This is a genomic window from Embleya sp. NPDC008237 (assembly GCF_042956465.1).
Classification (GTDB): domain Bacteria; phylum Actinomycetota; class Actinomycetes; order Streptomycetales; family Streptomycetaceae; genus Embleya.
Genome location: NZ_JBIBGL010000009.1, coordinates 1 through 12,189, shown reverse-complemented (window position 1 = coordinate 12,189; position 12,189 = coordinate 1). Strand labels below are relative to the sequence as shown.

At 71.4% G+C, this 12,189-nt stretch carries 9 protein-coding genes and 1 pseudogene; 6 read left to right on the top strand and 4 right to left on the bottom strand.

Annotated features, from left to right (window positions below):
• Nucleotides 1-5: 5 nt before the first annotated feature.
• Complete coding sequence (locus ACFZBU_RS23360) at nt 6-1,982, bottom strand: LodA/GoxA family CTQ-dependent oxidase (protein WP_391585548.1); 1,977 nt, start codon at nt 1,980-1,982, stop codon at nt 6-8.
• A gap of 331 nt (nt 1,983-2,313) precedes the next feature.
• Nucleotides 2,314-3,540, bottom strand: coding sequence for an acyl-CoA dehydrogenase family protein (locus tag ACFZBU_RS23355; RefSeq protein ID WP_391585547.1), 1,227 nt, complete (start codon nt 3,538-3,540; stop codon nt 2,314-2,316).
• A gap of 396 nt (nt 3,541-3,936) precedes the next feature.
• Between ACFZBU_RS23355 and ACFZBU_RS23350 the strand changes: the two genes are divergently transcribed.
• The 6 genes from ACFZBU_RS23350 to ACFZBU_RS23325 all read left to right on the top strand — a co-directional run bounded on the left by ACFZBU_RS23350 (nt 3,937) and on the right by ACFZBU_RS23325 (nt 9,741).
• Nucleotides 3,937-4,974 (top strand): dipeptidase, encoded by a 1,038-nt coding sequence (locus ACFZBU_RS23350; RefSeq protein ID WP_391585546.1) that lies wholly within the window; start codon nt 3,937-3,939, stop codon nt 4,972-4,974.
• 68 nt (nt 4,975-5,042) lie between these two features.
• The gene (locus ACFZBU_RS23345) at nt 5,043-6,131 is read left to right on the top strand and encodes a M20 family metallopeptidase (RefSeq protein ID WP_391585872.1); all 1,089 of its coding nucleotides are present in this window, start codon (nt 5,043-5,045) and stop codon (nt 6,129-6,131) included.
• On the top strand, nt 6,128-6,913 hold the full coding sequence (locus tag ACFZBU_RS23340) for a GNAT family N-acetyltransferase (protein WP_391585545.1): 786 nt from the start codon (nt 6,128-6,130) through the stop codon (nt 6,911-6,913). Before ACFZBU_RS23345 ends, ACFZBU_RS23340 begins: the two co-directional genes overlap by 4 nt.
• A gap of 35 nt (nt 6,914-6,948) precedes the next feature.
• Nucleotides 6,949-8,049 (top strand): o-succinylbenzoate synthase, encoded by a 1,101-nt coding sequence (menC, locus tag ACFZBU_RS23335; RefSeq protein ID WP_391585544.1) that lies wholly within the window; start codon nt 6,949-6,951, stop codon nt 8,047-8,049.
• 435 nt (nt 8,050-8,484) lie between these two features.
• On the top strand, nt 8,485-8,823 hold the full coding sequence (locus tag ACFZBU_RS23330; protein WP_391585543.1) for a hypothetical protein: 339 nt from the start codon (nt 8,485-8,487) through the stop codon (nt 8,821-8,823).
• A 72-nt stretch (nt 8,824-8,895) separates the two neighbouring features.
• On the top strand, nt 8,896-9,741 hold the full coding sequence (locus tag ACFZBU_RS23325) for an oxaloacetate decarboxylase (protein ID WP_391585542.1): 846 nt from the start codon (nt 8,896-8,898) through the stop codon (nt 9,739-9,741).
• A 98-nt stretch (nt 9,742-9,839) separates the two neighbouring features.
• Here the strand turns inward: ACFZBU_RS23325 and ACFZBU_RS23320 are convergent, their stop codons facing one another.
• Both ACFZBU_RS23320 and ACFZBU_RS23315 read right to left on the bottom strand, forming a co-directional pair.
• Entirely contained in the window at nt 9,840-11,123 is a 1,284-nt protein-coding gene (locus ACFZBU_RS23320; RefSeq protein ID WP_391585541.1) for a DUF3533 domain-containing protein, read from the bottom strand.
• 262 nt (nt 11,124-11,385) lie between these two features.
• A pseudogene (locus ACFZBU_RS23315) lies at nt 11,386-12,189 on the bottom strand (hypothetical protein); the annotation flags it as partial.

The window sequence follows — 12,189 nt, the reverse complement described above, 5'->3', positions numbered from 1 at the left end:
GCCGGTCACGGCGAGTCCAGATACGGGTCGATGTTGTCGACGTAGCCCACGGTCACGTCCGCCGCATGTTGCCCGGTGGCGTCGGCGACGCCACGGATGACCTCATCGGCCGCAGCCGGCTCCGGCACGTGGACGTTGACCAGGTTGTTCGCGTCCGAGGCCTGATCGAACGGCGGTTCCGGCGGCGACTCGACCTGCATGCGCGCCGGGAACCGGCCGTCGCCGACCGTGTAGGGCCGCACCTCGACGATACCGAGCTTGTACCAACCGTCGACCATCTGCCGACGCTGCGCCTCGGGCGTGGTCCCGGTCAGTCCGCGCAACCAGACCGCGCGGTGCGCGAACGCGGCCTCGCGGTCGGCCGATCCGGTGCCGTCCGGCCGATTGACCGTCTCGTAGTCGCTCTGCTTGAGCACGTGGTTGGGCACCCGCGCGGGCCAGAACGTCGGCACGTAGGGGTCGTAGCGCGGCCCGAGCCCGGCCTGCGACTCGTAGCCCGCCCGGCAGCCCGCGGTGTCGGTCTGCCAGGGCACCGCCATCCATCGACTGAGGTCGCCCGGACCCTGCGCGTGCAAGGGGCCGTTCGCGGCCAGCGCCGCATCCGGGGTGAGCGTGTCGCCGTAGTCCGGATCGGGATCGCCCTCCGCCCGCACCCGGATCCGGAACGGCTCGCTGAACATGGACGCGTGCCGGATCGGCCAGGTCACCTCGATGCCGGGATGGAACGCGTCCGCCACGCAGAAGTCCAGTGCCGCCCGATCCAGCAGACCCGGCTGCGCGGCCGGTGGCGCGTCCTCCAGGCGATGCGGGTATCCGGCGAACGGCGTCGCGTCGAAGTCCCCGCGCGACCATGCGAGCAGCAGCTTGTCCTGGGTCGGCGACAGCGTCATGTGCTGGCGCACCGTCCTGGGCACACTGGCCATGCCGTCGCCGTAGATCCACGGCCACGGCATCGGTGACTTGTCGTCGCGCTTGTAGTCGCGCAGCGCGGTGTACACCTGCCGGCGCGTCTCGCGATGCTCGGGCGCGGGACTGGACAACCGGCGCAGTGCCTCGGGCGCGAGGAAGTACTCGGGCCCCGCCCATCCGAACTTGGCCGCGAACCCGGCGTTGACCCACTGGAGTTCGCAGAACCGGCGCAGGATCGGTTCGATGTGCTCGCCGAAGGAGACCCGGGCCGGGAAGGGCAGCCGACCGGTCTCGACGAACACGTCGAAGAGCAGGTCGTAGAGGGTGCGCACGGTGCGCACGTCCGGCGCGAAGTTCGGCGGTGCGACCACCACCCAGGCCGGGTCCACCGGTACGCCGACACCGTCGATGGTGACCGAGGCGGTGACCGGGCCATCCGAAATGTCGTCGTACCAACCGTCGTTGTTGGTCACCGAGGCCAGCGGCGTCTGATCCGGCGAGCCGGAGGCGCCCAGTCCGCCGAGCACCACCAGTCGACCGTGCTCGTCGGTGCGCATCTCGCCCAGCGGGACGTCGACCCGACCCAGGAACCGGCCGCCGGTGAACGGCACTCGGCCGCCGGGCGCGGCATCGAGCGTCTTGCGGCCGGGGTCGATCACCAGCGTCCGGCGATCGGCGACGCCCGGATTGCGGCGCGCGGACGGCCTGGCCGCCGGGTCACGGGAGTCGGGAATGTCCAGCGGCAACTGGAACTGGTACCACGCGGCCTTGCGATTGGCCACGTGCACGCCCCACGTGATCCGGGTACCCGGGTCGGCGACGGTGACTTCGCGCACCACGCGCCCGTCGGCGGCGAGGCCGTACAGCCGGAAGCGGGCCGCCTGGCGTTTGATCGCGCCGTCCGCGTCCTTGGCGAAGCCCGGCGGGAAGGGCTCCGGATCGGGGGTCTCGGGTCCGAAGTACCAGCCGTCCGGGCGCGTGCTGTTGCCCACGCGCGCGATGCCGATGGCCGGGTGGATCCGTACTCGGACGATGCGGTCGTCCGTTCGCCTGTCGCCGTTCCGGTCGCTCACAGCACTCCCGCTGGTCTCGTCCGCCCACGCCGCCGGGCCCGATGCGCGCGCCCGTACGGGGTGTGCTCGTTCCGACGTGTGGTCACACGTCGTGTGTGCGCAACTCCACGCTGTCCAACCCGTGATCGTCGGCGCAAGACCCAGTCGGGTGACAACCCCGGGATTCGGTGCGACCGATGGCCGGCCGGCGGACCGAAGTGCGCGACGCCGCAAGGCTCCCCGAGACACCGATCCTCTTCGAGCCCGCCGAGCCCGACGGCTCCCCGAAGCCGGCGACACCGACACCGACACGGGCACCGACGGCAACGCCAACGTCGACGCCGAAGCAGCGCTAAGCCACGGACCCGCGCACGCTCAAGGCCCCACCGCGCCCCGACTCCAAGCGCCGAACCGCCGGCACGCCGACCACCGCCCCCGCGCCGCCGCCCGCAGTCGAGGCACCCCCACCCGAGGTACCCCCACCCGAGCCGCCCGCACCCGAGCCCCCCACACCCGCCGTAGGCGCGATCCGCAGGCGCAGTACCGCGGCCTCGCGCGCATACCGCCGGACCGGGAACTCGTCGGTGTCGGCCACCTCACCCAGGATCCGTACCGCGGCGGCGGTCGCCCGGACCGCGGCCTCCACCGCGGCCGACTCGGCCACCGACGCCTGCCGCGTGTACGAGATGCCCGCGTCGCGGCGCCGGGCCGCGTCCAGGTAGATCGCCCGCGCCGAGTCGACCGCCCCCGCCGGCTCGACCAGAAGGTGCCGATCGGCCCCGGTCACGAACGCGCCCGCGACGTCCAGCGCGGCCTGGGCCAGTCCGGTCGCGCACGCCGCGCCGCCCACACGGCCCGCGTCCAACAGGTCGAACGCGATCCGCAGACCCCGACCCGGTGCCCCGACCAGCCGCTCGGGCTCCAGGTACACCCCGTCCCAATAGGCGGCGGTGGTCGGGATGGCGCGCAGCGCGGTCGCCTCCTCGGGTGCGCCGAAGTAGAGGTACTCGTCGGCGCCGGGGGCCAGGAAGCAGGAGACGTCCGGCCGGGCCGGACCGGTGCGGGCGAACACGGTGTGGAAGTGCGCCCGACCTCCGTGCGCGACGGCGACCTGGGTGCCCTGGAGCAGGTGGCCGCCGCGAGTGCGTTCGGCTCGGCAGGTGACCGCCGAGGGGTCGGCTCCGACATGCGGTTCGGATCGGCTGCCGCCCCCGGTCAGCGCACCGTCGAGCATGCCGGGCAGCCACTGCTCGCGCTGCGCGTCGGTGCCGTGCACCGCGGTCGGCAGGCAGGCCAGCGTGTGCATGTCCGCGGCGCATGCCACCGCCGCCCAGCGCGCGGCGAGCTCCTCCAGTACCTGGAGGTAGACCTCGTACGGCTGGCCGGCGCCCCCGTACTGCACCGGGTAGGGCAGCCCGGACAGGCCCGCCCGACCCAGCGCGGCGAACAAACCGGTGGGATAGCTCGCGTCGGCCTCGCACCCGGTGACCCGGGACGCGAGTTCCCGGTCCGCGAACGCCCGGGTCCGGGCGATCAGGTCGTGGGCTTCGTCGGTGGGGAGCAGACGATCGACGGGCACGGGCGCATCCCTGGGGTGGACGGGCGGGCCGGGAAGGAGGCCCGGGTCACCTGGTGCCGGGGCCGGGGACGACCCCCGAACCGGCGGCGCGGACCCGGTGGACCGGGCCCGGGGGATACCAGGACACCTGCGCACGGTAGGTGCCCGGCCGGTGGCCCGGGATCGTCCGGCGCGACAAAGCCGGGCCGCGTTATTCGTCGCGGCCCACCTATGGCCTCGCGCGGGCTCCTGCCGGGTACGGATCCGGTGCCGAGACGTCGACGGGGCGGTCCCGCGAGCCGGTCGTGGCTTTGGTGCTCGCTGACGGAAAGTGTCGACAGCATTGGTCATTCGGACGAAGAAGCCGGTGTGCGCCGCGGCCTAGCGTCGATCACACACCGACCGGAAGGACGCGATATGAGCGCCGAGCTGCACACCCGTGCCGTCGTGGCGGACACGCACAACGATCTCCTGATGGCCGTGGTGGAACGACCACCAGGAAGGTGGGCGAGTTTCTTCCGAGAGCAGTGGCTGCCCCAACTGCGCGAGGGCGGGGTGGACATCCAGGTGTTGCCGGTCTTCGTGGACGAGCAGTTCCGTCCGGAGGGAGCGCTGCGCCGGACGCTGCGGATGGTGGAGTGTGCGCACGCGATCGCCGAGGGCAACCCGGACGCGGTCCGGCTGTGCCTGACCGGTGACGACATCGACGCGGCGCTCGCCGAGGGCCTGATCGCGCTCGTGCTCGCGTTGGAGAGCGCACCCGGGGTGGACGCCGATCTCGAACTGTTCCGCACGCTGTATCGGCTGGGCGTACGGGTCGCCTCGATCGCGCACTGGGGCCGGTCCGCCCTGGGCGACGGCAGCGGCGAGGACGCCACCGGCAGCCGGCTCACCCACGCCGGCGTCGAGGCACTGCGCGAGATGGAACGGCTCGGCATCCTGTTCGACATCTCCCACCTGGGGGCCGTCGGTGTCGCGCACGTGCTGGAGCAGGCCACGCGCCCGCTGATCGCCACCCACTCGGGCGCCCGGGCGCTGTGCGATCACCACCGGAACCTGACGGACGAGCAGATCCGGGGCGTGGCTGCCACCGGTGGCGTCGTGTGCGTCAACTTCGTGCCCGATTTCCTGTCCGCCGACCGGTCGAAGCAGACCATCGACGGGCTCGTCGACCACATCGAGCACATCATCTCCCTGGTGGGCATCGACCACGTCGGGATCGGCCCCGACTTCCTGCAAGAGGTGCTCGCGGACATCACTCCGCCGTGCTGTGAAGGTGTCGACTACACCGGCGTGGACGCCTCCGCCGAACTGCCCGGGCTGAACGGCCCGGCCGAACTGCCCGCGCTCACCGAGGTACTGGTGCGCCGCGGATTGGGTGAGAAGGAGATCATGGCGATCCTCGGCGGCAATGTACAGAGGCTGTTCCGTGCCGAGTTGGGCCTGGCCCGATGACCGGCGCGACGGCCGGTTCCGCGACCGGCTCGAATGCGGCCGGCTCGAACGTGTTCGACACCGACGCGATGCTGGCCGACCTGGCCGAACTGGTGCGGTGCGAGTCGTTCTCCGCGGACCTGGCAGCGGTGGCGCGCAGCGCGGAGGTGGTCGCGGCCCAGGGTACGCGCCATCTCGGCGTCGAACCGCGCCGGATCGTGCTGGACGGCGTGACCCACCTCCAGTGGACGTTCGGCACCCCGCGCGTCCTGCTGGTCGGGCACCACGACACGGTTTGGCCGATGGGCTCGTTGGCCACCCACCCGTGGTCCGTGGTGGACGGGATCGCTCGCGGCCCGGGTGTCTTCGACATGAAGGCCGGCCTGGTCCAGATGTTCCACGCGCTCGCCTCGTTGGACTCGCTGGACGGAATCGGTGTGCTGATCACCGGGGACGAGGAGGTCGGCTCGACCACCTCGCGCGCCCTGATCGAGGACTCCGCGCGCGGCTGCGCGGCGACCTTCGTGCTGGAGGCGTCCGCCGACGGTGGGGCCCTGAAGACCGGCCGCAAGGGCGGCTCGCAATACGAGTTGGTCGTGCACGGCAAGGCCGCGCACGCGGGCCTGGAGCCGGAGAAGGGGATCAACGCCGCGATCGAGGCCGCCCACCTGGTGCTCGCGCTCGGCGCGCTGCCCGATCTGGCGGACGAGGGAGCGCTGGACGGTTGGCGCACCACCGTGACCCCCACGGTGGTCGAGGCCGGCGCGGTGTCCAACACCGTCCCCGACCGGGCGCGGGTGACCGTGGACGTACGGGTGCCCACGATCAAGGCCCAGGAGCGGGTGGACGAGTTGATCCGCGGCCTGACCGCGACCGTGCCCGGCGCCCGGGTCGAGGTGCTCGGCGGCGCCAACCGCCCGCCGCTGGAGGAGTCCTCCTCCAGTGCGCTGTTCGCCCTCGCCGACCGGGTCGCGAGCGGCAGCGGCCTGCCGCCGCTGCGCGCCGCGGCGGTCGGCGGCGCCTCCGACGGGAACTTCACCGCCGGCATCGGCTGCCCGACCCTGGACGGGCTCGGCGCGGTCGGCGGCGGTGCACACGCCGACCACGAACACGTGATCGTGGCCGAGATGGCGCCGCGTACGCTCCTGCTCGCCGGCCTGATCGAGGCGGTCCGATGAGCGCCGTGGTCATCCGAGAACTGCACGAACTCGACGAGATCGAGGACGCGTTCCACCTGTTCTGCGAGATCTGGGGAGCGGGCCCGGGCAGCGCGCCGATGTCCGTCGAACAGATGCGCGCACTCTCGCACGCCGGGAACTACGTCGCCGGGGCCTACGTGGACGGGCGCATGATCGGTGCCACCGTCGGGTTCTTCGGCGCACCGATCGCTCGTACGCTGCACTCGCACGTCACCGGCGCCCGCCCCGGCCACGCGGCCGGCTTCGCGCTCAAGGTGCACCAGCGCAATTGGGCGCTGGCCCGTGGCGTCGCCCGGATCACCTGGACCTACGATCCGCTGATCCGGCGCAACGCCCACTTCAACGTGACCAAGCTGGCCGGTCGCCCGGACGGCTACCTGCCCAACTTCTACGGCTCGGTCGACGACGCGATCAACGGCGGCACCGACACCGACCGGACCCTGGTGGTCTGGGATCTGGCCGATCCCAAGGTGATCGCGGCGGTGAACTCCACGCCGATCCCGGTCGCCGTCCCGGCGGGCGCGGTGACCGCGCTGGCCGTCCGCGACGACCGGCCGCTGCTGGGCTGCACCGACGCCGAACACCTGCTCGTCGAACTGCCCGCGGACATCGAGACCCTGCGGCGCACCGACCCCGGGGTCGCCAAGGAGTGGCGGGTCGCCCTGCGCGAGGTGTTCGGCGGGCTGCTCGCCGACGGCGCCCGGGTGACCGGCTTCCAGGACAAGACCCGCTACGTCCTCACCCGCGCGAGCACCGGGTGAACACCGACCGACCATCGATCAGGAGCCGAGACACCATGAAGATCACCGGAATCGAACTGCGCCGGATCGCGATGCCGTTGCGCGCGCCGTTCCGCACCTCCTTCGGCGTCGAGACCGCACGCGACATCCTGCTGCTCCGCGTGGTCACGCCGGAGGCGGAAGGCTGGGGCGAGTGCGTCGCGATGTCCGACCCGCTGTACAACTCGGAGTACGTGGACGGCGCGGTCGACGTGCTCAAGCGTTTCCTGATCCCGGCGCTGCCCGAACAGGTGGACGCGCTGACCGTCAAGCGTGCGCTGAAGCCGTTCAAGGGCCACAAGATGGCGAAGGCGGCGTTGGAGACGGGCGTGCTGGACGCCCAACTGCGGACCGCCGGACAGTCGTTCGGGTCGTTCCTGGGCGCCTCCCGGGACCGGGTCCCGTGCGGGGTGTCCGTTGGCATCATGGACTCGATCCCGGAACTGCTGGACCTGGTCGGCGAGTTCGTCGACGAGGGCTATGTGCGGATCAAGCTGAAGATCGAGCCGAACTGGGACGTGGCGCCGGTGCGCGCGGTGCGCGAGCGGTTCGGCGACGACCTGCTGCTGCAGGTGGACGCGAACGCCGCGTACACGCTGGCCGACGCGCGGCAGCTGGCGAAGCTGGACGCGTTCGACCTGCTGCTGATCGAGCAGCCGCTGGCGGACGACGACCTGGTCCAGCACGCCCAGCTGGCCAAGCAGATGAAGACCCCGATCTGCCTGGACGAGTCCATCGAGTCGGTCGAGGACGCCGCTGCGGCGATCACCCTGGGCTCCGCGTCGATCATCAACATCAAGCCCGGTCGGGTCGGCGGCTACCTGGAGGCCAAGGCGATCCACGACCTGTGCGTGGCGCACGGCGTGCCGGTGTGGTGCGGCGGCATGTTGGAGACCGGCCTCGGTCGGGCCGCCAATGTGGCCCTGGCCGCGCTGCCCGGCTTCATCCTCCCGGGCGACACGTCCGCGTCGCGCCGCTACTACGCCACCGACATCACCACGCCGTTCGAACTCGCCGACGGCCACCTCGACGTGCCCACCGGGCCCGGTCTGGGCATCGACCCGATCGTGGACATCCTGGACTCGGTGACCACGTCCAGCGAGTGGATCAAGTTCTGAGCATCCCGATCCCGCTCGGGACCTCGCGCGGTCGGATTCCGTTCCCGGTCGCGCGCGGGATTCCGCTCCGGACGGCGCGCTGAATCACGCGTTTCGCCCCGAATCACGTTCCGAGCAACCGGCGGCGCCCGGTCGATCAGCCGATCGACCGGGCGCCATCGGCCCATGGAACGGACGCGGGCATCCGCATCATGAGACGCGTTGGACGAGGCGTGGCGGGTGTGCGAGTTTCGACATCATGCGACGTCGGATGATTATTACCGGCAGCGTGCCGACACCGGGCTGACCAGGACGACCATTCCCTGCGGCCCACCGTCCGCACGCAGACCTCTCGCGCTTCGCGAGGGGTCTTTCCGTTTTTCGGACCTCTTTCCGACATCCGAACCGCACGAGCCACCCGATCCCACTCCACCCACTTCGACAGGAGCCCGATCCATGGTTGACGACGGCACCCAGGTCCTCGAAGCCCCCCGGTCCGCGCATGTCGCCCCGACGCCGGGCGATCCGGCCCCCACCGCCGGGCCCGGCGGCGAGGGGATCGCCGCCGAGAGCGCCCGCCTGGTGGCCCGGATGCGGCACGGCCGCGGCGTGCTCGCCCGGGTCGCCAGCACGTTGAACAACCACGGCGTGCGCCGACTCAGCTACGTCTCCACCGAGTTCGGGGCGGCCACCGTCGAGGTGACCGTGTGCGCCCGGGACGCGGCCCGGGTCGAGGCGCGGCTGCGCCGGATGGTGGAGACGCTGGAGGTCACCCGGGTGGTTGGCAGAGATTGACATGAATCGACCGTGATCTCCATACTCCTTCCGTAGTCACTCGACTACACACGGAGAACTCGTGGAGAACTCGTGCTCTACGGAAGCGCCTTGCGGGACGACCTCGTCCGCGCCGGGACCACACCCCTCGTCGGCATCCACGACATGTATTCCGCGTCCCTCGCGGCACGGCACTTCGACGGCTTCTTCGTCTCCGGCTTCGGCTTCGCCGCCTCCCACTACGGGCTGCCCGACATCGGCTTCATCGCCTGGCCCGACATGGTGGCGTTCGTGGAGCGCCTGCGGCTCGCCTTCCCCCGGCACCACCTCCTGGTCGACATCGACGACGGATACGGCGACCCGGAGGTGGCCTGCCACGTGGTGCAACGGCTGGCCCGGGCCGGGGCGTCCGGGGTGATCCTGGAGGACCAGATGCGGCCCCGGCGCTGCGGCCACGCCGACGGCAAGCTGGTGCTTCCGCTGAGCGAATACCTGGACAAGCTGGCGCAGGTGCTGGACAGCCGCGGCGATATGGTCGTGGTCGCCCGCACCGACGCCACCGAACCGGACGACATCCTGCGCCGGGCGAAGGCACTTGCCAAGACCGACGCGGACTTGGTCCTGGTGGACGGTGTGCGCAGCGTCGAGTGGATCCGCAGGATCCGGACCGCGGTCGGCGACAAGCCGCTGCTGTTCAATCAGATCGCGGGCGGCAAGTCGCCGCGGCTGAGCCTGACCGAATTGGCGGAGCTCGGCGTGGACGCGGCGATCTACAGCACACCGTGCCTGTTCGCCGCGCACACCGCCATCGACGCCGCACTGACCGAACTGATCCGCGCCGACGGCCGATTGCCGGCGACGGACGGCCCGGACGCGGTCGGCGTCCGGACCGCGACCGCATTGCTGGAGAGGAACATCAGCCGCCGACACGGCTCCTGACCACAACCGACCGTCTCCGACCGCCGGTGGGCGAACCTACGGGCGCCCGCCGCGAGGATCACCGTGCGGCGCGGTGAAGCGAGCCGGTCCGATGCCCGTCAGGTCTTCGGTGCGACGCGGTGCAGTTGTCTGCGGTCGTAGTAGGTGGTCATCGCGAAGCCGAAGGCGAGACCGGCCACGATGCCGAAGGCGATGCCGATCCAGGCCCGGGTCAATCCGGCGTCGGCGCGCGCGTCGAAGTACAGGATGGCCCGCACACCGCCGCTGAGTTGGCGCATCGGCTCGAACACGGACAACACCCGGTAGAAGTGCGGCAGCGCCTCGAGCGGAATGGTCGCGCCCGAGGACGGCAGGGCCAGCACGATGAAGACGAACATGCTGACCAACTGACCGATCCCGCCGAAGGCCGCGTTGATCGCCTGGACACCGAACCCCACCGCGGTGATCGCGCAGACCGAGAAGACCCACAAGAGCGGGAGATGGGTCGCATCCATGTCCAGGATGCCGATCGTGGCGACCATGATCAGGGTTGCGGTCAGCATCGACAACACGGCGGACATCGTGCACTTGACCACGAGTTGATGGGTGCGGGTGATGTGCACGAGCGGCCGTTCGGTACGCAGCGGGCCGATCTCGCCGGCCACGTAACCGAGCGCGACGTCCACCCCGTTGCCGATGATGTTGCCGCCGAGGAAGCCGGCCAGCACCAGAAGCAGCGTGTAGTAGAAGGCGGTCAGTCCCAGTCCGCTGTGTGGGCCGATCGGGTGGCCGACCTCGACGGCGACCGCGATCGGGTCGGCGAGCAGCAGTCGGGTCGCCGCGACGGGCTGCCCCGGCCCGGTCGGCGGTGCGGCGGTGAGCGCCGTGCCCAACTGCAACGAGGCCGCATGCACGGCCTGTTGGGCGATGCCGGTGGCCAGCGACGAGGCCAGGCTGCCCACCCCGGGGTTGCTCAGCACGGTGATCGTGGGACGGGTCGGCGCGGCCGGCGCGGGGGCGCTCAGCGCGGCCACCGACGCGGTGAAGCCCGCCGGTACCACGATGGCCCCGTACAGCTTGCCCGAGGCCAGTTGCCGGTGGGCCGTGGCCTCGTCCAGGATTCGCCAGGACACCGCGTCGTCCGGATCGGGCGCGGCGGCGATGCCCTCGGTGATCCGCGCGCCCAGGTTCTGCGGTGTGCCCGCCGGTGCGCCCCGGTCGGCGTCGACCAGGCCGATCGGCAGGCGGTGCAGGTCGGCGCGCGGGTTGAGGATGCCGCCCATGTAGAGCATGGACAACAGGAAGGCCAGCAGCCCGACGATGATCGAGGGCATCATCCAGACCCGCGGGTTGCGCAGCACCGGCCACGCACCTACCCAGGGGGCGGACCGGTTCGAGGCCATCACTCTCCAGACGGGCCGAGGGGCGGATCGGCCACCCGCGCAGGCACGGCGGCGAGCGGACCGCCGTGGGCGAGATGGTCGCCCCCTCGACGCCGGACCAAACCCCGGTTGCGCGGGACGAGCGAAGGCCCGACGCCCGCCTGGGGACCCGACGGATCCACCCGGGACGCGGACCGGCGGCGGGCGACCCGGTCCGCGACGGCGAGGAGCCTCGCTCCCGGCGTGGGGCGCCGGGAGCGAGGCCGTCATCGGTCGCGCGTGATCAGGAGATGCTCACGTCGTCCACGAGGAACGTGGTGGTCAGTGAGGAGTCCTCGGCACCCGCGAAGGTGAGGGTGACCGTCTGGCCCGCATAGGCGCTCAGGTTCACCGTGCGCTGTACGTAGGCGCCGGTGGCGCCGACGTTGGAGTACGTGGCAAGCGTGGTCGAGCCGATCTTGATCTTGAGCGTGTCGTAGACCGTGCTGCCGGTCTCCTGGGTGGTGGTCTTGATCCACACGCGCAGGCTCGGCGAACCGGCCGGGATCGTGATGTTGGACTGGCTCACGGTCTCGGTGGCGGTGGAGCCGTAACCCATCATCCATGCGTACCACGAGCCGCCGTGCGCGGAACCCGGGTTGCTGTTGGTGATGTCGTTGGCGCTTTGCGTCCAGTTGGCGGTGCCCTGTTCGAAGTCACCGTTGCGGATCGCGTTGCCCGGCGGCGCGTTGCCGACGGTCAACGTGTACTGGGCGCTGTGGGTGGCGGAGGGGCCGGTGCCGGTCACGGTGATCACGTAGGTGCCGTTCGCGGCGTTCGCTGCGGCGGTGGCGGTCAGTGTCGCGGAGGCACCGGACTGGACCGAACTCGGGGTCAGGGTCACCGAGACGTCGGCGGGCTGACCGGTGGCGGTCAGTGCGACGGTCTGCGCCGAGCCCGAGGTGACGGTCGTACCGACCGTGGCCGAGACCGAGGCACCCGCGAGCACGGAACCCGAGGTCGGGTTGACGCTGATCGAGAAGTCGGGGCCCGGGTTCCCGGTGCAGGTGGGGTCGCCGGACTGCGCGGGTACGCTGACGGCGTCCCA

What these genes read in the sequence shown, in the direction of transcription:
- ACFZBU_RS23320 (WP_391585541.1), bottom strand. Translation starts at nt 11,123, where the DNA reads ATGGCCTCGAACCGGTCCGCCCCCTGGGTAGGTGCGTGGCCGGTGCTG.
- ACFZBU_RS23340 (WP_391585545.1), top strand. Translation starts at nt 6,128, where the DNA reads ATGAGCGCCGTGGTCATCCGAGAACTGCACGAACTCGACGAGATCGAG.
- menC (WP_391585544.1), top strand. Translation starts at nt 6,949, where the DNA reads ATGAAGATCACCGGAATCGAACTGCGCCGGATCGCGATGCCGTTGCGC.
- ACFZBU_RS23345 (WP_391585872.1), top strand. Translation starts at nt 5,043, where the DNA reads ATGCTGGCCGACCTGGCCGAACTGGTGCGGTGCGAGTCGTTCTCCGCG.
- ACFZBU_RS23330 (WP_391585543.1), top strand. Translation starts at nt 8,485, where the DNA reads ATGGTTGACGACGGCACCCAGGTCCTCGAAGCCCCCCGGTCCGCGCAT.
- ACFZBU_RS23350 (WP_391585546.1), top strand. Translation starts at nt 3,937, where the DNA reads ATGAGCGCCGAGCTGCACACCCGTGCCGTCGTGGCGGACACGCACAAC.